Origin of the sequence: Acidovorax sp. K2F (assembly GCF_025246485.1) — a bacterium.
GTDB classification, from domain to species: Bacteria; Pseudomonadota; Gammaproteobacteria; order Burkholderiales; family Burkholderiaceae_C; genus Acidovorax; species Acidovorax delafieldii.
In genome coordinates this window covers 244,604-262,282 of the sequence record NZ_JAOBSQ010000026.1, presented here as the reverse complement: position 1 = coordinate 262,282, position 17,679 = coordinate 244,604, and the positions used below count along the sequence as shown (strand labels likewise).

Below are 17,679 nucleotides of genomic sequence, written 5' to 3'. Positions count from 1 at the left end.
ATGGAGGCTGCAGACGGCTACTGGATGCCTGTGGGCCCCGGGGGCTGAGCCGCGGCGGGCGAGACAAAAATCTGCGCGGCATCCACCGCATCAAACCGGTACTGCTGGCCGCAGAACTCGCAACCCACCTCGATGTCGTCGCGCTCGGCGAGGATGCTCTCGGCCTCTTCAGCGCCCAGGTTGCGCAGCATGTTGCTCACGCGCTCGCGGCTGCAGGTGCAGGCAAAACGCGGGCCGCTGGCGCCCTGCTGGGGTTCAAAGCGCAGCAACTTTTCTTCCCAGAACAGGCGGCGCAGGATGGTGTCCACGTCCAGCGTCAGCAGTTCTTCGCGGGTCAGGCTGGCAGCCAGGTGGGCGATGCGGTTGTAGTCCTCGTTGTGGCCGATCTGGTCTTCGTTCTCGCGGTGCGAGAGGCCCGCGGCCAGGTTGCCCTCGCCCTTGATGGGCATGCGCTGGATCAAGAGGCCTGCCGCCACCTGGTCGTTGGCACCCAGCACCAGAATGGTGTCGAGCTGCTCGGACTGCAGCATGTAATGCTGCAGCACGTCCGACAGATGCTCCAGCTTTTCGTGGTGGTCGCCGTGCAGTGGCACCACGCCCTGGTAGGGCTGCTGACCGGGGTGGCGGTCCTTGGGGTCCAGGGTGATGGCGCAACGGCCACCGCCGCCCACATTGACCATCTGGCTCAGCTTCGCGTCCGGCAGCACCTCGCCATTCACGGTGGCTGTCGCGCGCAGGCTCAGGTCCGACTGCACCTCGGCCACGGCCAATTTGACGGGGCCATCACCAAACACCTGCAGCACCAGCGCGCCGTTGAACTTGATGTTGGACTGCATCAGCACGCCGGCGGCCGCCATCTCGCCCAGCAGCTCGCTCACGGGGGCGGGATAGGCACCGGTGGCGGTGTTGCCCGCCCGGCGCTTCAGGATCTCGGTCCAGGCATCGGTGAGGCGCACGATCATGCCGCGCACGGGCAGACCATCGAAAAGAAACTTGTGGAGTTCAGACACGCAGGGATTCCAGGAGAAAAATAGCAGCAGAGAGCGCCAGTGGGCGGCGTTCAGCCGATCTTGTGCAGGCCGTGTTGGAAGCGGCGCGCATTGTCGATGTAGTGCTGGGCGCTCTGGCGCAGGCCTTCGATCTGCTCAGGGGTGAGTTCACGCACGGCCTTGGCCGGGCTGCCGATGATCATGGAGCCATCGGGAAACTCCTTGCCCTCGGTGACCAGCGCACCCGCACCCACCAGGCAGTTCTTGCCGATCTTGGCGCCGTTGAGCACCACAGCGCCAATGCCGATCAGCGATTCGTCGCCGATGGTGCAGCCGTGCAGCATGACCTGGTGCCCCACCGTCACCCGCTCGCCCACCACCAGGGGCTTGCCGATGTCGGCGTGCAGCACGCTCGCGTCCTGGATGTTGGAGCCTGCGCCGATGGTGATGCTCTCGGTGTCGCCGCGCACCACGGTGCCAAACCACACGCTGGCGTCTTCACCCAGCACCACATTGCCCATCACCTGCGCGCTGTCGGCCACCCAGGCGGACGCCGCCACTTGGGGAGCCACACCGTCGAGTTCGTAAATTGCCATGCACCCACTCCGCTGAAACAAAAGAAGCGGCACGCCATGGCGCGCCCTGAGAGGTCGCCAATCGTTACAAAGCGCAAGCCTTGGTGCCGATGGCAAGGCCTAGAATTGTAAGGATGGAGCTTCGCCACCGTGCACTGCAGGTCTTGTGCCTGGCAGACCCCGAACAAAAAGCGGCTGCAGCGCTAGACCTGTATGCCCAATCAGCTACGCTTTCGATAGCAGATACTGCCCCTTCGGCCCCCACCGACCCGGACGCCCTGCCCGGCCGTCCCGAGCGCCCCGAACTGCTGCGCCACACCCAGGTGGCCCGCCGGTCGCCCGCCACCCCCGAGGGCCGGGCCATTCTCATCCACGCCATCGCCCACATCGAGTTCAACGCCATCAACCTGGCGCTGGACGCCGTGTGGCGCTTTGACGGTATGCCCCACACCTACTACCAGGATTGGATGCGCGTGGCGGCCGAAGAGGCCAAGCACTTCAGGCTGCTGCGCAACCACCTGCGCAGCCAGGGCCACGACTATGGGGACTTCCCGGCCCACCAGGGGCTGTGGACCATGTGCGAGAAAACCCGGCACGACGTGCTGGCCCGCATGGCCCTGGTGCCTCGCACGCTGGAAGCCCGGGGGCTCGACGCCACACCGCAGATCCAGGCCAAGCTGCGCCAAGTGGGCACGCCCGACGCCCTGGCCGCCGTTGCCATCCTGGACGTGATCCTGCATGACGAGGTGGGGCATGTCGCCATCGGCAACCACTGGTACCGCTGGCTGTGCGAGCGCGCGGGCCAGGACCCGGAATCCCTCTACGGCACGCTGGTGCAGCGGTACGAAGCCCCCCGACTGAAGCCACCGTTCAATGAGTCGGCGCGACGCAGCGCCGGTTTCAGCGACGCCGAGCTGCGCTGGCTGCAGCAGGCCTAATCACCAAGCCATGTGTTGACGATCTGAGGGGAATACGATGGCTCCTACAATTCTTGGCGATGCCCCCAGCGGGCCAGCGCACCCTCTTTCAAGAACACCAAGCCCACGCCCATGACCCAAGCCTTCACCCCTGGCACACCGCCCGCGCCACCGTCGGGCAACCAATCGTCGGTCGCCATGATTGCGCGCCAAGCCATCGTGAACGCGCAACAGGTGGTGGTGGGCTACGAGCTGTTCAACCGCTCGCGCAGCGGCGCCGCCCACACGGCCGCCACCGACGTGATCCTGGTGTTCACCGCCCTGTCGCACGCCGGCACCGAGGAGCTGGTGGGCAAGAAGCTGATCTTCGTCAACTGCACCCATGAAAGCCTGTCGGGCGGCCACCTGGAGCTGGTGGACCCCGACAAGGTGGTGCTGGAGATTCCGCCCCTGGGCCATGCGGCCGCCGAAGAGGTCGCCACGCGCCTGCCCATCCTGACCGAGCTGCGCGACCGGGGCTTTCACCTGGCCTTCAACCACACGGTGCTGCAGTCGGCGTATGCGCCGTGGCTGCCCCTGGCGGACTACATCAAGCTGGACCTGTCGGTGCTGGCGCCCGACCAGCTCGCGGTGCTGATCAGCTACGCGGGCCGCCACTGCAAGGCCGAACTGATCGCCGAGAAGGTGGAGACGGCCCAGCAGTACGACATGGTGTCCAGCCAGGGAGTGCAGCTGTTCCAGGGTTACTGGTTTGCCCGCCCAGCCCTGGTCGAGACCAAGCTGCTCACGCCGTCGCAGGCCAGCATCATCGAGCTGATCAACCAGGTGCGCAAACAGGCCAGCACCGACGAGATCGAAGAGGTGCTCAAGAAGGATGCGGGCCTGGCCTTCAACCTGATGCGCCTCATCAACTCCGCCGGCTTTGGCCTGTCGCGCGAGATCACCTCCTTCCGCCAGGCCGTGATGCTCATGGGCCTGAAAAAGCTGTTCCGCTGGGCGGCGCTTCTGCTGACCGCGTCGCGCAACAACGGCACGCCGTCGTCGGTGGGCCACACCGCCGTGGTGCGCGGGCGCCTGATGGAGCTGCTGGCACTGGAGACACTGCCCCCCGAGGAAGCCGACCAGGCCTTTGTGGTGGGCATCTTCTCGTTGCTGGATGTGATGCTCTCCATGCCCATGGAGTCGGCCATTGGCCTGCTCAACGTGCCCGAACCCGTGGCGGCCGCGCTGCTGCGGCGCGAAGGCTTCCTGGGTGACCTGCTGACCCTGGCCGAGGCCTGTGAGTCCAGCGACGACGCCGTGTTTGACCGCGCTGCCGGCCTGCTGCACCTGACCAGCCAGCAGATCAACTTTGCCCACCTGCAGGCGCTGGCCTGGGCAGACCACATCAGCGACTGACGGGTACCGCCGCCACGCTGGCGGCCCCTGGTCAGACTTTGGTTCTCTGCCAACGCCCGGCGGTCTAGAATGATCGTCAGCCCTTCATTTCAGTGGACCCCATGTCGAGCACACCCGAACAAGACACCCCGGACGCCGCAGCGCCTGTGGTCGATCCCGTGGACGAGAACCTTGCCATCATTGCGCGCCAGGCCATCGTGGACGAAAGCCGCGCGGTCTATGGCTACGAGCTGTTCGACCGCTCCACCGCGTCCGACTCACACACCGCCGCCAGCGATGCAGCCCTGCTGTTCAATGCCCTGTCCTACGCGGGCACCGAGGCCCTGGTCGGCAAGAAGACGGTGTTCATCAACTGCACGCATGACAGCCTCTCGGGCGGCCACCTGGAGCTGATCCACCCCGAAAAGGTGGTGCTGGAGGTGCCACCGCTGCCCGACAGCGCCACCCCCGAAGAAATCGAAGGCCGCGTTCCCACGCTGGAGGCGTTGCGCACACGTGGCTTTCGCCTCGCGTTTGACCAGCAGGCCCTCAAGCGCGCCTACACCAGCTGGCTGCCGATGGCGGCGTTCATCAAGCTGGACATGCAGGCCTTCAAGCCCGAGCTGGCGGCCCCCCTGGTCAAATTTGCCACCACCCACAGCAAGGCCACGCTGGTGGCCGAAAAGGTCGAAACGGCTGCGCAATACGAGCTGATGCGCGATCTGGGCGTCAAGCTGTTCCAGGGCTACTGGTTTGCGCATCCCTCGCTGGTCAAGGCCACCACCATCCGCCCCTCGCAGGCCACCATCATCCAGCTCATCAACCTCGTGCGCAAACAGGCCAGCACGGCGGAGATCGAAGACCTGCTCAAGAAAGACCCCACCCTGTCTTTCAACCTGCTGCGTTTCATCAACTCGTCGGGTTTTGGCCTGTCGTGCGAGATCACCTCGTTCCGCCACGCGGTGATGATCCTGGGGCTGAAAAAGCTGTTCCGCTGGGCGGCCCTCTTGATGACCACCTCGCGTGCGGGTGGAGCGCCACCGGCCGTGGGCCAGACTGCCGTGGTGCGCGGCCGCCTGATGGAGCTGCTAGCCGCCGAGCTGCTGCCGCCCGAAGAATGCGACAACGCCTTCGTCGTGGGCGTGTTCTCGCTGCTGGACACCATGCTGGGCGTGCCGCTCGAAAAGGCGCTGGAGTCCGTGGCCCTGCCCGAACCCGTGATGGACGCCCTGCTGCGCGGCACCGGTGTGTTTGCCCCGTTCCTGGAACTGACCAAGGCCTGCGAAAGCGGCGATGAAGTGGCCTTTGCCAAGAACGCCGATGCGCTGCACCTGTCCAACCGCCAGGTGAACTGGGCCCACCTGCAGGCACTGACCTGGGCCGAGAGCCTGAACGAAGAATAGCCCCGCTCTTCCCCCCCAAAAAGCCCGCAGGCCCTGCTTTGACAGGGCCTGTGGCGTTTCGGGGGCTTCAACCCCTGCACACGATCAGTTGCCCTGGATGCCCGCCGCGCGGATGATGCGCGCGTTGTTCTCGGACTCCAGCGCGATCTGGCGCGCGAACTCGGCCGTGGTGCCACCCGTGGGCACGTTGTCGGTGGCATCGAGCTTGGCGCGGATGTCCGGCAGCGCCAGCGCCTTGTTCACCTCAGTATTGATGCGCGTGATGACCGTCTTGGGCGTCTGCGCCGGGGCATAGAGGCCGAACAGGGACGAGAGATTAGCCGCTGGCTGCCCCAGCTCGGCCAGCGTGGGCACCTGGGGCAGCGAATCCAGCCGCGCCGGGGCCCCCACCGCCAGCGGCTTGAGCTTGCCCGCCTGAATGTGCTGCAGCACCGCCGGGCCGGCGTTGGTCGATAACACCTCAAACTGCCCGCCCAGCGCGTCGTTCATCTGCTGGCCGCCGCCCTTGTAGGGGATGTGCGTGATCTGCACCTGGGCCACCGACTGGATCTGCTCCAGCATGATGTGCCCCAGCGACGCCTGCCCCGACGTGGCCCATCGCACCGTGCCGGGCTGGGCCCGCGCACGCGCGATCAGGTCCTTGAAGTCGGTCGCACGGCTCGCCGGCGTGCCCAGCAGCAGCACGGGCGAATACATCACGCTGACCACGGGCGCAATGTCCTTCTGCGGATCGAAAGGGGACTTGCCCAGGTGCGGATTGAGCGCCAGGGGGCTGACCGCCGCAAAGCCCAGCGTGTAGCCATCGGGCGCCGCCTTGGCCACCGCGTCCACGCCCAGGCTGCCACTGGCGCCTGCCTTGTTTTCAATGACCACGGGGGTGCCCAGCTGAATGGCCAGCTTGTCGGCCAGCGCGCGGGCGATGTTGTCGCTCACGCCCCCCGCCGGGTAGGCCACGATGATGCGGATGGGTTTGGCGGGCCACGCCTGGGCCGAAGCCACGACGGGCGAGACCGCCAACGCGACCGCAGCGGCAGCCACCAACCGGCGGCGAGAAAAATGCAGATTCATGGTGAGAGCCAATGGAGAAGAGTTCGATGGGCGGCCGTCCGGTCCACCCGTCAATCCAGTTCGAGCTTGCGCTCGCGGATCAGCTTGGCCCACTTGTCGTTCTCGCCCTTCACAAAGCTGAAGAATTCCGTGGGCCCGAGAGAATGTACCTCCGAACCTGTGGACGCAAACTTGGCCTTCACCTCCGCCTGTGCCAGCACCTTGGCCAGTTCGGCGGCCAGCTTGTCCACCACCTCCTTGGGCATGCCTGCGGGGCCTACCAGCCCCTGGAAACCGACGGATTCCATGCCGCCGAGCCCAAGTTCAGCGACCGTTGGCACGTCGGGCAACTGCGGGTCGCGGCGCGGGCCCGTCACTGCCAGCGCCTTCAGCTTGCCGCCCTTGACCTGCGGCAGCAGCACCGGCCCTGCATCGATCAGCAACTGCGTCTGTCCGCCGATCAAGTCCTGCACAGCCGGGGCGCTGCCTTTGTAGGGCACATGCGTCACGTCCAGCCCGGTCGCCTGGTTCATCAGCTCGCCATTCAGGTGGGTGGAGGTGCCCGCACCGCCCGATGCGAAGTTCACCTTGCCAGCGTTGGCCTTGGCCCATGCCACCCATTCCTTGAGGTCCTTGGCAGGGTGGTCCGGCCGGGTGACCGCGATGTAGCTGCCCTGGCTGATCTGGCCGATGTAGCTGAACTGCTTGAGCGGGTCGTACGGCATCTTGCGCTGCAAGTACGGTGCGATAGCGAACGGGCCGGTATTGGCCAGCAGCAACGTGTAGCCATCGGGCGCGGCCCGGGTCAGCTCGGTCGCCGCCAGCATGCCGCCGGCACCGGGCTTGTAGTCCACCACGATCTGCTGCTTGAGAAGCTCCTGCAGCGGCACCTGCACGGTGCGCGCGGCAAAGTCGATGCCGCCGCCCGGCGGGTACCCCACGATGAGGCGGATGGGCTTGGCCGTAGGCCAGGCCTGCGCCATGGCCAGGGTGGCAGCCCCCAGCAGCAGTGCGCTGGTGATGAGTTTTTTCATGCAATGTCTCCTGGTTGTGGTGTGGGAAAACCGGTCTGGCGCGCCGCTCAGCCCACGCCAGTGTGGTGTTGCACGCTATCCACGGGGGTGATGCTGCGCGTGCAGGGACTTGAGCCGCTCGCGCGCCACGTGGGTGTAGATGGTGGTGGTGGAGATATCCGCATGGCCCAGCAGCAGCTGCACCACGCGCAGGTCGGCGCCGTGGTTGAGCAGGTGCGTGGCAAACGCGTGGCGCAGCGTGTGGGGCGACAACGGCACCGTGATGCCCGCCACCTGCGCCCACTTCTTCACAATGACCCAGAACATCACGCGCGTCATGCCGCTGCCGCGCTGGGTGACGAACAGGTCGTCGGTCTGCTGCCCGCCCAGGATGGCGCTGCGGGCCTCGTTCAGATAGCGCTGCAGCCAGGCACGGGCCTCTTCGCCAAACGGCACCAGGCGCTCCTTGCTGCCCTTGCCCATCACGCGCAGCACGCCTTCGTTCAGGCCGACCTGGTAGGTCTTGAGCGTGACCAGCTCGGTCACGCGCAGGCCGCTGGCGTACATCAGCTCCAGCATGGTGCGGTCGCGCAGGCCCAGGGGATTGCCCAGGTCGGGCGCGTTCAGCAGCGTCTCCACCTGCGCCTGCGACAGGGTCTTGGGCACACGCAGCGGCTGGCGCGCAGCCTGCAGCCGCACCGTGGGGTCGGCGGTGATGCGCCGCTCGCGCAGCGCCCAGTGAAAGTAGCGGCGCAACACCGTGAGGCGCCGGTTGGCCGAAGTGGCACGGGTCTGCGCATGGCGGGCGGCAAAGTAGGCCTGCAGGTGGTGTTCGGCCGTGTCGTCCAGCGCCAGGGCGGGCTGCTGGTCGGCCAGCCACTGCGCATACAGCGTCAGGTCGCGCCGGTAGGCGGCCAGCGTGTTGCGCGACAGGCCGTCTTCCAGCCACAGGGCGTCCACAAAGGTGTCGATGGCGTTCAGACTGGGAGCAAGCATCCAAAAACCATAGCATGCATCGCGGGCATTCGACTCCACGGGCGCAAAAAAGCCGCCCGAAGGCGGCTGGGAACGGAGGCGGTGGCTTTTATTCCAGCGTCAGCTTCTGCTTGACGACCACATCCTTGTAGACCGCGAACTCGGCCTTGATCTGCTCGGCAAACTGCTCGGGCGTGTTGCCGATCACGAGCGAGCCCGTGTCTTCGATGCGCTTCTTCACGGCCGGGTCTTCCAGGGCCTTGCGCACACCGGCGTTGATCTTGTCCACCACATCCTTGGGCAGGCCCTTGGGGCCCACGATGCCGTAGTAGGCCATGCGGTTCACCGGCTCCAGGCCCAGTTCCTTGAAGGTGGGCACATTGGGCAGGGCCGCTACGCGCTGGGGCGCTGCAACGACGATGGGCACTAGGCGGTTTTCCTTGATGAAGGGCAGCGCCGAGGGCAGGTTGTCAAAAATCATGGGCACCTGGCCGGCCACGGTGTCGTTCAGGGCCGGGCCCGCGCCGCGGTAGGGGATGTGGGTCACAAAGGTGCCCGAGAGGTTCTTGTACAGCTCCATCTGCAGGTGGCCGATGCCGCCCGTGCCGGACGACGAGTACGAATACTTGCCAGGCGACTTCTTGAGTTCCGCCACAAACGCCTTGTAGTCCTTGGCCGGGAAGCTGGGGTTCACCGCAATGATGTTGGGGGTGGCCGCAATGTTGATGATGGGCGAGAAGTCCGTCAGCGGGTTGTACGGCGTCTTGGGGTTGATGGCGGGATTGGCTGCGGTGGTGGACACGGTGGCCACGCCCAGCGTGTAGCCGTCGGCCGTGGCACGGGCGAGTTCGGCCGCACCCACAATGCCGCCGCCACCGGCCTTGTTGTCCACGATCACGCTTTGGCCAAGCACGCGGCCCAGGGGCTCGGCGATCACGCGCGCAATGATGTCGGTGGTGCCACCGGGTGCAAAGGGCACAACCAGCCGGATCACCTTGTTGGGGTAGCCTTGTGCGGCAGCCGATCCAGCTGCGGCAGCCAGTACGGTCAGCGCAAGCCATTGACGACGATGCATGGAAATCTCCTTCGTGCGGGGTAACAACAAACAGCGCAGATGGTATGCCCAACGCACGCCAAACCGCCCTGCGGATTCCACATAAGGGCTAACCCTAGAAACAAAGTGGGGGTGGGCAGTCCCCCTGCCCCATTCAGCCTGCCGGGAGCCCCCGGGTAGCTTGCCATGCATCAAGTATTCTCGGTGTGTGAACTACGCCCAACTCCTGCTCCCCGACTTTTCACTCATCTTCCTGGGCTACCTGATCTGCCAGTACACCGCCCTGAACCGCTCGGTCTGGCAGCCGGTGGAGAGCCTGGTGTACTACCTGCTGTTCCCGGTGCTGCTGTTCCAGTCCATCGTCAAAAGCCCGATGGATATTGGCGCCGCGTCGGGGCTGATCGGGGCGGGCATGCTGTCGGGCGTGATCGGCATCGCTCTGGCCTACAGCCTGCCGCACTGGCCCTGGGTGGGCAAGCACATTGATGTGCGCGACCATGCGGCCAGCGCGCAGGTGGCGTTCCGCTTCAACTCCTTCATTGGCCTGGCGATTGCCGAGCGGCTGGCAGGCACTCAGGGCCTGCTGATGATCGCGGTGCTGATCGGCGTGTGTGTGCCGCTGTTCAATGTGGCTGCGGTGTGGCCCATGGCCCGGCACGGGCAGCACAGCTTTGCGCGCGAGCTGTTGCGCAACCCGCTGATCATCGCCACCGCCTCGGGGCTGGCGGCCAATCTGCTGGGCTTTCAGATCCCCGAATGGGCAGTGCCCACGGTCAGCCGCATCAGCTCCGCGTCGCTCGCGCTGGGCCTGATGGCGGCCGGCGCGGGGCTGCAGTTTGGTCTGCTCACGCGGGGCAAGACACTGAGTGTGTCGGTACTGGCCATCCGCCACCTGGTGCAGCCGCTGGTGGCGTTTGGCATGGCCCGCATGTTCGGGCTCGATGCCGTGCAGACCACCGTGCTGCTGGCGTTTGCAGCCTTGCCCACGGCATCGACCTGCTATGTGCTGGCGGCGCGCATGGGCTACAACGGGCCGTATGTGGCGGGGCTGGTCACGCTGTCCACCTTGCTGGGCATTGTGAGCCTGCCGTTTGCGCTGGGGGTGCTGCGATGAGCCGGGGCCTGAACCGCAGGCGGCTGCTGGGCGCCAGCCTGGCCACCGCGTTCGGCCTGGTCGCCTGCGGCCGCAAACCTGCGCGTGCCCAGGCCGTCCCGGCAGGCGCCACGGTCCTGGCGCTGGGCGACTCGCTCACGTCGGGCGTGGGAGCCTCGGCCGACACCGCCTACCCCGCCGAACTGGCGCGCCTGACGGGCTGGAAGGTGGTCAACGGCGGTGTGTCGGGCGACACCTCGGCCCAGGCGCTTGCGCGCCTGCCGGGCCTGCTGCAACAGCACCAGCCCGCGCTGGTCATCGTGGGCATTGGTGGTAATGACTTTTTGCGGCGCCAGAGTGCTGCCACCGCGCGCACCAACATCCTGCGCATCTGCACCGAGGCACGGGCCAGCGGCGCCCAGGTGCTGCTGGTGGCTGTGCCGGAGCTGTCGCTCATGGCCGCTGCCGGCCGCCTGAGCGACCACCCGCTGTACGAAGAGATTGCCGAAGAGCTGAAGATCCCGCTGCATGCCAAAGGCTGGTCGAGCGTGCTGGCGCAAGAGCGGTTGCGGTCGGACCAGATCCACGCCAATGCTGCCGGATATGCGGAGTTCGCCCAGGGGCTGGTGGGCACCTTGCGGCAGACGGGGCTGCTGGTGCAGTGAGGACCCGGAGCAACGGCGATCACTCCTATTTTGATAGCTACCAAGGCATATTGCACTAGCGCTACCAGGTAATTTCTTCCAGAAACGCCCTCAAGCAGCGTCCAGAGCCCAGGCCACATGCTCCCGCACCAGCGCGCTGGCATCCTCGGCCCGCGACTGCAGCGCAGCGCGCAAGGCCCCATCGCCCGTGGCACGCAGCGCATTGCCCAGTGCCACGGCCACATTGCGCAGCCAGCGCTCATGGCCGATGCGGCGGATGGGGCCGCCCTCGGTCATGCGCAAAAAGGTGGCTTCGTCCCACGCAAACAGGTGCACCAGCTGCTGGCCCGACAGGCCCTTGCGCTCGTCAAAATCCGGCAGGCGGCTGACCTGCGCAAACTTGTTCCAGGGGCAAATCAGCTGGCAGTCGTCGCAGCCATAGATGCGGTTGCCCATCAGCGGGCGTAGCTCCACAGGGACGGGCCCGGCGTGTTCGATGGTGAGGTACGAGATGCAGCGCCGCGCGTCAACGCGGTGCGGCGCAACGATGGCCTGCGTGGGGCAGATGTCGATGCACGCGCTGCAGCTGCCGCAGTGCGGAGTGACGGGCTCGCTCTGGGGCAGCGCCATGTCCACATAAATCTCGCCCAGAAAGAACATGGACCCCGCCTCGCGGTTGAGTACCAGCGTGTGCTTGCCGCGCCAACCTTGGCCGCTGCGCGCGGCCAGTTCGGCCTCCAGCACCGGCGCAGAGTCGGTAAACACGCGGTGGCCAAACGGGCCGATGGCCTCGGCAATGCGGTCGCTGAGCTTTTGCAGGCGGGCGCGCAGCACCTTGTGGTAATCCCGGCCCCGGGCATAGACGGAGACGATGCCCTCGTGCGGGCGCTGCAGGCGTGAGAGTTCGGCCGCCTGCCAGCCCCCGGGCGCATCCCTGGCGGTATCGCGCGGCAAATAATCCATGCGCGCCGTGATCACACTCACAGTGCCGGGTACCAGCTCGGCCGGGCGCGCGCGCTTCATGCCGTGGGATGCCATGTAATGCATGTCACCATGGAACCCCTGCGCCAGCCAGGCCGCAAGACCCGGCTCGGCCGCAGACAAGTCCACCCCCGCCACGCCGATTTGGGAAAATCCCAGCTCGCGGGCCCACTCCTGCATTTGAGGAACGAGTTGACTGTTGCACCACATACCGGCCAGATTGTAGAAAGCGGCACTGATGCTGCGGCCAAAGCCACGCGCCATTTCACCTGGCACAGCGAGGAAGACACCGCCGCCTTTGCCCAGCGCCTGGCCGCCCAGCCCCTGCTGGCCAACGCCTTTATGACCCTGCACGGCGACCTGGGCGCGGGCAAGACCACCCTGGTGCGCCACCTGCTGCGCGCGCTGGGCGTGCAGGGCCGCATCAAGAGCCCCACCTACGCGGTGGTGGAGCCCCACGAGGCGCCGGGTCTCTCGATCTGGCACTTCGACTTCTACCGTTTTGACGATCCGCGCGAGTGGGAAGACGCCGGTTTCAGGGACATTTTTGCCAACCCCGGTCTCAAGGTGGCAGAATGGCCGGAAAAGGCCGCAGCGCTTACCCCGCTTGCAGACCTTGCTATCCACATTGAAGCAATGGATGACACCGAAAGGAAGGTCACGCTGCATGCCCCCACCGCCACGGGGCGCAGCCTGCTGCAAGCTCTCTGAGACACCGTGAACGAACCCACCCTGCCCGACCGCCACGCCGCTTCCCAGCCATCGCGCCGTGCCGTGCTGCGCGCCAGCAGCCTGGTGCTGCTGCTGGGCGCACAGCAGATTGCACGCGGCGCCACCATCGTGGCCGTGCGCGTCTGGCCCGCACCCGAATACTCGCGGGTGACCATCGAGTCCGATGGCGCGCTGGTGGCCAAGCAGTTCTTCGTGACCTCACCGCCGCGCCTGGCGGTGGACATCGAGGGCATTGACCTGAGCCCCGAGCTGCGCGAACTGGTGGCCAAGGTCAAACCCGACGACCCCAACATCGCGGGCATCCGCGTGGGCCAGAACGCACCGGGTGTAGTGCGCCTAGTGGTGGACCTCAAGCAGCCCGCCATGCCGCAGGTGTTCACCCTGCCACCCGTCGCCGCCTACCGCCACCGGCTGGTGTTTGACCTGTACCCCGCAGCGCCTGTGGACCCGCTGGAGGCACTGATTGCCGAGCGCCTGCGCGATGCCAGCGGCCCGGCCGCCGCGCCTGCGCCGTCGCCCGCACCGGCCGCAGCCCGCGCCGCAGAGCACGACCCGCTGGGCGACCTGATCGCGCAACGCGCCAATGGCCCCGCGCAGTCCGGCACCACAGCCCAGCCGCCCGTGGTGGCCGCAGCACCCGCGCCCAGCGCCGCCCCTGCCGCGCCCTCACGACCTGGCAACCGTCCCACAGCCACCGAGACCGACCGCATCATCATCGTGGCACTCGACCCTGGCCACGGGGGCGAAGACCCCGGCGCCATCGGCCCCTCCGGCACCCGCGAAAAAGACGTGGTGCTGCGCGTGGCCCACCTGCTGCGCGACCGCATCAACGCCACCACCGTGGGCGGCAACCCCATGCGCGCCTACCTCACACGCGATGGCGATTACTTTGTGCCCCTGGGCACCCGCGTGCAAAAGGCCCGGCGCGTGCAGGCCGACCTGTTCGTCTCCATCCATGCCGATGCCTTCACCACGCCCGAGGCGCGCGGCGCCAGCGTGTTTGCGCTGAGCCAGGGCGGGGCCTCCAGCACCGCCGCCCGCTGGCTGGCCAACAAGGAGAACCAGGCCGACCTGGTGGGCGGCATCAACGTGCAGTCCAAGGACCAGCATGTGCAGCGCGCGCTGCTGGACATGAGCACCACCGCGCAGATCAACGACAGCCTCAAGCTCGGCACCGTGCTGCTGGGGGAGATCGGCAACGTGGGCAAGCTGCACAAGCCGCGCGTGGAGCAGGCAGGCTTTGCCGTGCTCAAGGCGCCTGACATCCCGAGCGTGCTGGTCGAAACCGCCTTCATCAGCAACCCCGAAGAAGAAAAGCGCCTGCGCAGCAGCGCCTACCAGGAGCAGCTGGCCGACGCGCTGATGCGCGGCATCACGCGCTACTTCGCCAAGAACCCGCCACTGGCGCGCAGCCGGTCGGTGTAGGCAGGCAGGGACATCGCGCGCGGGACGGCCAGCCCACCTTGCGCGCACTGCCAACTGCAGGCACAGTAGCCTGCATCGGCCGGGCGCGCACCGCGCCTTGGCCAGCAAGGAGAACTGCCATGGCCCTGCCCCACGCCCAATCTGGTCAGATCGTCAGCGTGCGTCCCCTGGGAGCACGACTGGCCGACACCGTTACCACCGCCGTCCTCAAAGCCGGCCAGCTCGAAGTCATGCGGGTGGTCCTGCCCGTGGGCAAATCCATGAAAGAACACCAGACGCCCGGCGAGGCCACCGTGCAGTGCATCGAGGGCGTGGTGGAGTTTGCGAGCGAGCTGGGCGTGCAGCAATTGCATCCCGGCGACTTTGTGCACCTGGCACCGCGCGCGCTGCATTCGCTCAAAGCGGTAGAACCTGCCTCACTGCTGGTGACGATGTGCCTCAAGCCTGCGGAGAAAACCTGAGGCCTCTTCGGCCTCTTGGCTTATTGGCTTCTTTGCACTCCGGGCCCCGAAGGCCTGAGGGGGTGAAGACCGTGCGATACTGAACGCGGTCAGCGCCCCAGCCGGAACACGCTCACGATCTCTGACAACCGCGCCGCCTGGTGCTTGAGGCTGTCGGCCGCCGCAGCGCTCTGCTCCACCAGGGCCGCATTCTGCTGGGTGACCTGGTCCAGCTGCATCACCGCCTCGCCCACCTGGCTGATGCCGATGGTCTGCTCGCCCGTGGCGCTGGAGATTTCGCCAATCAGGTCGCTCACCCGCTGCACCTGGGCGACGATGTCTTCCATGCTCTGCCCGGCGTTGCTCACCAGCTGGGTGCCGTTCTCCACCTTCTCCACACTGGCGCTGATCAGGGCCTTGATCTCCTTGGCCGCCTCGGCGCTGCGCTGGGCCAGGCTGCGCACCTCGCTGGCCACCACCGCAAACCCACGGCCCTGCTCGCCGGCACGGGCGGCCTCCACGGCCGCGTTCAGCGCCAGGATGTTGGTCTGGAACGCAATGCCATCGATCACGCTGATGATGTCGGTGATCTTTCGGGACGCGGCCGAAATGTCCTGCATGGTGGTCACCACCTGTCCCACCACCTCGCCGCCCTTGACCGCAGCCTGCGATGCCGAGCCGGCCAGCGTGGCCGCCTTGCGCGCGGTGTCGGCGTTGTTCTTCACGGTGCTGGTGATCTCTTCCATGGAGGCAGCCGTTTCCTCCAGGTTGCTGGCCTGTTCCTCGGTGCGCTGGCTCAGGTCGGCATTGCCCATCGCGATCTCGCTGGAGCCCGTGGCAATGCTGTCGCTGCTGTGCCGCACGTCGCCCACGATGCGCACCAGCGAGGTCTGCATGCCCTGCATGGCACGCATCATCTCGGCCACCTCGCCACGCCCTTGCACCTCGATGGGTTGGGACAGGTCACCCTCGCCAATGCGCTGCGCCACCGCGCTCACCGCCCCCAGCGAGCGGCGGATGCGCTGCACCACCACCCAAGACAGCACCACCAGCAGCGCCAGCCCCGCCACACCCGCCACCAGCACGGTCATGCGGTAGGACTGTATGAGCTCTGCCGCCTCGGCCGCCTGCTCGGCCGAGCGGCGCACCTGGTAATCCACCATCTTGTCGGCAACGGCGTTGTATTTGTCCAGCACTGGCGCAAACGTGCCCAGCGCATAGGCGCGCGCCTGGGCCATGTCACCCGCCTTTTTCAGCTCCAGCGACTTGTCGCGCGACTCCAGGTACGACTTGCGGATGGTGGCCAGTTCTTCCTGGATGCGCAGGCCCTCCGGGCTGTTTTCCAGCTCGGTATAGCGCTTTTGCACCTTGCTGGTGTCGGCGGTGGTGGCGGCCACTGCCTCCTTGAAATAGTTCTGGAGGTCATCGCCCTCGGTCTGGGCGATGGAGAACACACGCGTGGAATTGACGGCGATGTTGCTGCGCCAGCGCAGCGCCAATTGCAGCCGCTCCACCTGCTCGGTGGCCAGCTGATCCACCGTGGCCCCCAGGCGCTGCACACGCACCAGGCTCAGCGCTAGGACGACCACCAGCGCCAGCACCGCCACGCCCACAATCAACCCGATCTGCTGCGCCACCGTCAGCTGGGTGCCCACGCCGCCACGGCCGGCTTGCTGGATGTGCTGGGTCATCGCGTGTCCTTGTGTAAGTTTTGTATGACAAGGAAATGATCTGCCTGCGCAACCCGGTTGGCAACAGCGACAGGCGCAGGGAAACCCTTAGTTCCTCCTGTGCCGCCTGTCCTACACCCAGCACCCTTGCCTGCCTACAGCCACCGCGCGGCCGGGCAGCCACAGTAGAGGCACAGGTCGAGCTTCAGCCGCTACCGCGGATTGGGGACCCCGGCCTGACTCCACAACCATCAAGGAATCTCGCCATGAACATCCGTCACATTCTTCTTGCGACTACCTGCACTGCGGCCCTGGCACTGGGTGGTTGTGCATCCAACCCCACCAACGCCCAGGTCGGCACTGGCGTCGGCGCCGTGGTCGGTGGCGTTGCCGGTAACGCCATCTTCGGCGGCCCTGTGGGCACCATCGGCGGTGCCGCTGCCGGCGCCCTCATCGGCCATGAAGTGGGCGAAGACCGCGACCAACGCCGCCCTTACCGCCGTTAAGCCTCTGGGACGTGCCTCCCCGCCCAGAGCGTTGATCTGAGCATAAAAAGAGCGGCAGGCGCATGTAAATCATGCGCCTGCCGCTCTTTTATTTGTAGCAAATTCGCTGTCTGTCAGGCTGTGCGGGCCTGGCGCCCGGCGCGCCAGGCGCCAAAGATGGCGATCAGGCCCGGCACAAAAATCATCGCCCAGATGATCTTGTCCAGGTTCTCCTTGACCCACGCAAAGTTGCCGAAGAAGTACCCGGCCGTGGCAATGCCCAGCACCCACAGCAGCGCCCCGCCCACGTTGTAGGCGGTGAACTTGGCGCGATTCATTTCCGCCACGCCCGCCACGAAGGGCGCAAACGTGCGGATGAAGGGCATGAAACGCGCGATCACGATGGTGATGCCGCCGTAGCGCTCGTAAAACTCGTGCGCCTGGTTGAACGCCCGGCGGTTGAACCAGCGCGAATCCTCCCACTGGAACACCTTGGGGCCAAAGTAGCGGCCGATGGAGTAGTTGCACTGGTCGCCCAAGATGGCCGCCGCCAGCAGCACCGCGCACGCCAGCGGAAAGCTCATCATGCCGGCACCACACAGCGCGCCCACGATGAACAGCAGCGAGTCGCCCGGCAAAAAAGGCATCACCACCAGGCCTGTCTCGACAAACACAATGGCAAACAGCAGGGCGTACACCCACACGCCATAGGCCTGCACAAACGCCTCCAGATACTTGTCCACATGCAGGATGAAGTCGATGAGAAAAGTGACAAGTTCCATGAAAAGGCGGGCCTGGGCGCGGCGCGGAAAAAAGGTGGGCGCATTATCCCCATCACGCCCCACCTCAGCCCGATACC

Annotated in this window: 18 protein-coding genes; 9 read left to right on the top strand and 9 right to left on the bottom strand. The window is 66.3% G+C overall.

Annotated elements, in window-relative coordinates; genetic code table 11:
• Positions 1–17 precede the first annotated feature (17 nt).
• Positions 18–1,010, bottom strand: a complete 993-nt coding sequence (locus N4G42_RS08465; RefSeq protein WP_260666850.1) for an Hsp33 family molecular chaperone HslO — start codon at positions 1,008–1,010, stop codon at positions 18–20.
• 50 nt (positions 1,011–1,060) lie between these two features.
• Positions 1,061–1,585 carry a gamma carbonic anhydrase family protein gene (locus N4G42_RS08460; RefSeq protein WP_056061680.1) on the bottom strand — a complete coding sequence of 175 codons (525 nt, stop codon included), beginning with the start codon at positions 1,583–1,585 and terminating at the stop codon, positions 1,061–1,063.
• Between the two features lie 113 nt (positions 1,586–1,698).
• Between N4G42_RS08460 and N4G42_RS08455 the strand changes: the two genes are divergently transcribed.
• From N4G42_RS08455 to N4G42_RS08445, 3 genes are all read left to right on the top strand, one after another.
• Positions 1,699–2,502, top strand: coding sequence for a ferritin-like domain-containing protein (locus N4G42_RS08455; protein WP_260666849.1), 804 nt, complete (start codon positions 1,699–1,701; stop codon positions 2,500–2,502).
• Between the two features lie 111 nt (positions 2,503–2,613).
• The gene (locus N4G42_RS08450) at positions 2,614–3,879 is read left to right on the top strand and encodes an EAL and HDOD domain-containing protein (RefSeq protein WP_409557811.1); all 1,266 of its coding nucleotides are present in this window, start codon (positions 2,614–2,616) and stop codon (positions 3,877–3,879) included.
• 101 nt (positions 3,880–3,980) lie between these two features.
• Positions 3,981–5,261 (top strand): EAL and HDOD domain-containing protein, encoded by a 1,281-nt coding sequence (locus N4G42_RS08445; protein WP_056061670.1) that lies wholly within the window; start codon positions 3,981–3,983, stop codon positions 5,259–5,261.
• An 84-nt stretch (positions 5,262–5,345) separates the two neighbouring features.
• Here N4G42_RS08445 and N4G42_RS08440 read toward each other — a convergent pair whose 3' ends face one another.
• From N4G42_RS08440 to N4G42_RS08425, 4 genes are all read right to left on the bottom strand, one after another.
• Positions 5,346–6,329 carry a Bug family tripartite tricarboxylate transporter substrate binding protein gene (locus N4G42_RS08440; protein ID WP_260666847.1) on the bottom strand — a complete coding sequence of 328 codons (984 nt, stop codon included), beginning with the start codon at positions 6,327–6,329 and terminating at the stop codon, positions 5,346–5,348.
• Positions 6,330–6,379: 50 nt separating this feature from the next.
• Positions 6,380–7,342 (bottom strand): Bug family tripartite tricarboxylate transporter substrate binding protein, encoded by a 963-nt coding sequence (locus tag N4G42_RS08435; RefSeq protein WP_260666846.1) that lies wholly within the window; start codon positions 7,340–7,342, stop codon positions 6,380–6,382.
• A gap of 75 nt (positions 7,343–7,417) precedes the next feature.
• Positions 7,418–8,317: a site-specific tyrosine recombinase XerD gene (gene xerD, locus N4G42_RS08430; RefSeq protein WP_260666844.1), complete on the bottom strand. Its 900-nt coding sequence runs from the start codon at positions 8,315–8,317 to the stop codon at positions 7,418–7,420.
• Between the two features lie 88 nt (positions 8,318–8,405).
• Complete coding sequence (locus N4G42_RS08425; protein ID WP_056061659.1) at positions 8,406–9,371, bottom strand: tripartite tricarboxylate transporter substrate binding protein BugE; 966 nt, start codon at positions 9,369–9,371, stop codon at positions 8,406–8,408.
• 187 nt (positions 9,372–9,558) lie between these two features.
• Between N4G42_RS08425 and N4G42_RS08420 the strand changes: the two genes are divergently transcribed.
• Entirely contained in the window at positions 9,559–10,464 is a 906-nt protein-coding gene (locus N4G42_RS08420) for an AEC family transporter (protein WP_260666843.1), read from the top strand.
• Positions 10,461–11,108, top strand: coding sequence for a GDSL-type esterase/lipase family protein (locus N4G42_RS08415; RefSeq protein WP_056743441.1), 648 nt, complete (start codon positions 10,461–10,463; stop codon positions 11,106–11,108). The genes N4G42_RS08420 and N4G42_RS08415 overlap by 4 nt, the downstream gene beginning before the upstream one ends.
• A gap of 90 nt (positions 11,109–11,198) precedes the next feature.
• Here N4G42_RS08415 and queG read toward each other — a convergent pair whose 3' ends face one another.
• Positions 11,199–12,248 (bottom strand): tRNA epoxyqueuosine(34) reductase QueG, encoded by a 1,050-nt coding sequence (gene queG / locus N4G42_RS08410; RefSeq protein ID WP_260666842.1) that lies wholly within the window; start codon positions 12,246–12,248, stop codon positions 11,199–11,201.
• Positions 12,249–12,260: 12 nt separating this feature from the next.
• Between queG and tsaE the strand changes: the two genes are divergently transcribed.
• The 3 genes from tsaE to N4G42_RS08395 all read left to right on the top strand — a co-directional run bounded on the left by tsaE (position 12,261) and on the right by N4G42_RS08395 (position 14,686).
• Positions 12,261–12,779 carry a tRNA (adenosine(37)-N6)-threonylcarbamoyltransferase complex ATPase subunit type 1 TsaE gene (gene tsaE, locus N4G42_RS08405; RefSeq protein ID WP_260666841.1) on the top strand — a complete coding sequence of 173 codons (519 nt, stop codon included), beginning with the start codon at positions 12,261–12,263 and terminating at the stop codon, positions 12,777–12,779.
• Positions 12,780–12,785: 6 nt separating this feature from the next.
• Positions 12,786–14,225: an N-acetylmuramoyl-L-alanine amidase gene (locus N4G42_RS08400; RefSeq protein ID WP_260666840.1), complete on the top strand. Its 1,440-nt coding sequence runs from the start codon at positions 12,786–12,788 to the stop codon at positions 14,223–14,225.
• Positions 14,226–14,344: 119 nt separating this feature from the next.
• Positions 14,345–14,686 (top strand): cupin domain-containing protein, encoded by a 342-nt coding sequence (locus N4G42_RS08395; protein ID WP_056061641.1) that lies wholly within the window; start codon positions 14,345–14,347, stop codon positions 14,684–14,686.
• 89 nt (positions 14,687–14,775) lie between these two features.
• On the opposite strand, the gene N4G42_RS08390 is transcribed toward N4G42_RS08395, so the two are convergent.
• Complete coding sequence (locus N4G42_RS08390) at positions 14,776–16,356, bottom strand: methyl-accepting chemotaxis protein (RefSeq protein WP_056743451.1); 1,581 nt, start codon at positions 16,354–16,356, stop codon at positions 14,776–14,778.
• Between the two features lie 245 nt (positions 16,357–16,601).
• Between N4G42_RS08390 and N4G42_RS08385 the strand changes: the two genes are divergently transcribed.
• The gene (locus N4G42_RS08385; protein WP_056061634.1) at positions 16,602–16,841 is read left to right on the top strand and encodes a glycine zipper 2TM domain-containing protein; all 240 of its coding nucleotides are present in this window, start codon (positions 16,602–16,604) and stop codon (positions 16,839–16,841) included.
• A gap of 113 nt (positions 16,842–16,954) precedes the next feature.
• On the opposite strand, the gene N4G42_RS08380 is transcribed toward N4G42_RS08385, so the two are convergent.
• Positions 16,955–17,602, bottom strand: coding sequence for a DedA family protein (locus N4G42_RS08380; protein ID WP_260666839.1), 648 nt, complete (start codon positions 17,600–17,602; stop codon positions 16,955–16,957).
• Between the last annotated feature and the right edge of the window lie 77 nt (positions 17,603–17,679).

What these genes read in the sequence shown, in the direction of transcription:
- N4G42_RS08460 (WP_056061680.1), bottom strand. Translation starts at nt 1,585, where the DNA reads ATGGCAATTTACGAACTCGACGGTGTGGCTCCCCAAGTGGCGGCGTCC.
- N4G42_RS08455 (WP_260666849.1), top strand. Translation starts at nt 1,699, where the DNA reads ATGGAGCTTCGCCACCGTGCACTGCAGGTCTTGTGCCTGGCAGACCCC.
- N4G42_RS08450 (WP_409557811.1), top strand. Translation starts at nt 2,614, where the DNA reads ATGACCCAAGCCTTCACCCCTGGCACACCGCCCGCGCCACCGTCGGGC.
- N4G42_RS08445 (WP_056061670.1), top strand. Translation starts at nt 3,981, where the DNA reads ATGTCGAGCACACCCGAACAAGACACCCCGGACGCCGCAGCGCCTGTG.
- N4G42_RS08440 (WP_260666847.1), bottom strand. Translation starts at nt 6,329, where the DNA reads ATGAATCTGCATTTTTCTCGCCGCCGGTTGGTGGCTGCCGCTGCGGTC.
- N4G42_RS08435 (WP_260666846.1), bottom strand. Translation starts at nt 7,342, where the DNA reads ATGAAAAAACTCATCACCAGCGCACTGCTGCTGGGGGCTGCCACCCTG.
- xerD (WP_260666844.1), bottom strand. Translation starts at nt 8,317, where the DNA reads ATGCTTGCTCCCAGTCTGAACGCCATCGACACCTTTGTGGACGCCCTG.
- N4G42_RS08425 (WP_056061659.1), bottom strand. Translation starts at nt 9,371, where the DNA reads ATGCATCGTCGTCAATGGCTTGCGCTGACCGTACTGGCTGCCGCAGCT.
- N4G42_RS08415 (WP_056743441.1), top strand. Translation starts at nt 10,461, where the DNA reads ATGAGCCGGGGCCTGAACCGCAGGCGGCTGCTGGGCGCCAGCCTGGCC.
- queG (WP_260666842.1), bottom strand. Translation starts at nt 12,248, where the DNA reads ATGCAGGAGTGGGCCCGCGAGCTGGGATTTTCCCAAATCGGCGTGGCG.
- N4G42_RS08395 (WP_056061641.1), top strand. Translation starts at nt 14,345, where the DNA reads ATGGCCCTGCCCCACGCCCAATCTGGTCAGATCGTCAGCGTGCGTCCC.
- N4G42_RS08390 (WP_056743451.1), bottom strand. Translation starts at nt 16,356, where the DNA reads ATGACCCAGCACATCCAGCAAGCCGGCCGTGGCGGCGTGGGCACCCAG.
- N4G42_RS08385 (WP_056061634.1), top strand. Translation starts at nt 16,602, where the DNA reads ATGAACATCCGTCACATTCTTCTTGCGACTACCTGCACTGCGGCCCTG.
- N4G42_RS08380 (WP_260666839.1), bottom strand. Translation starts at nt 17,602, where the DNA reads ATGGAACTTGTCACTTTTCTCATCGACTTCATCCTGCATGTGGACAAG.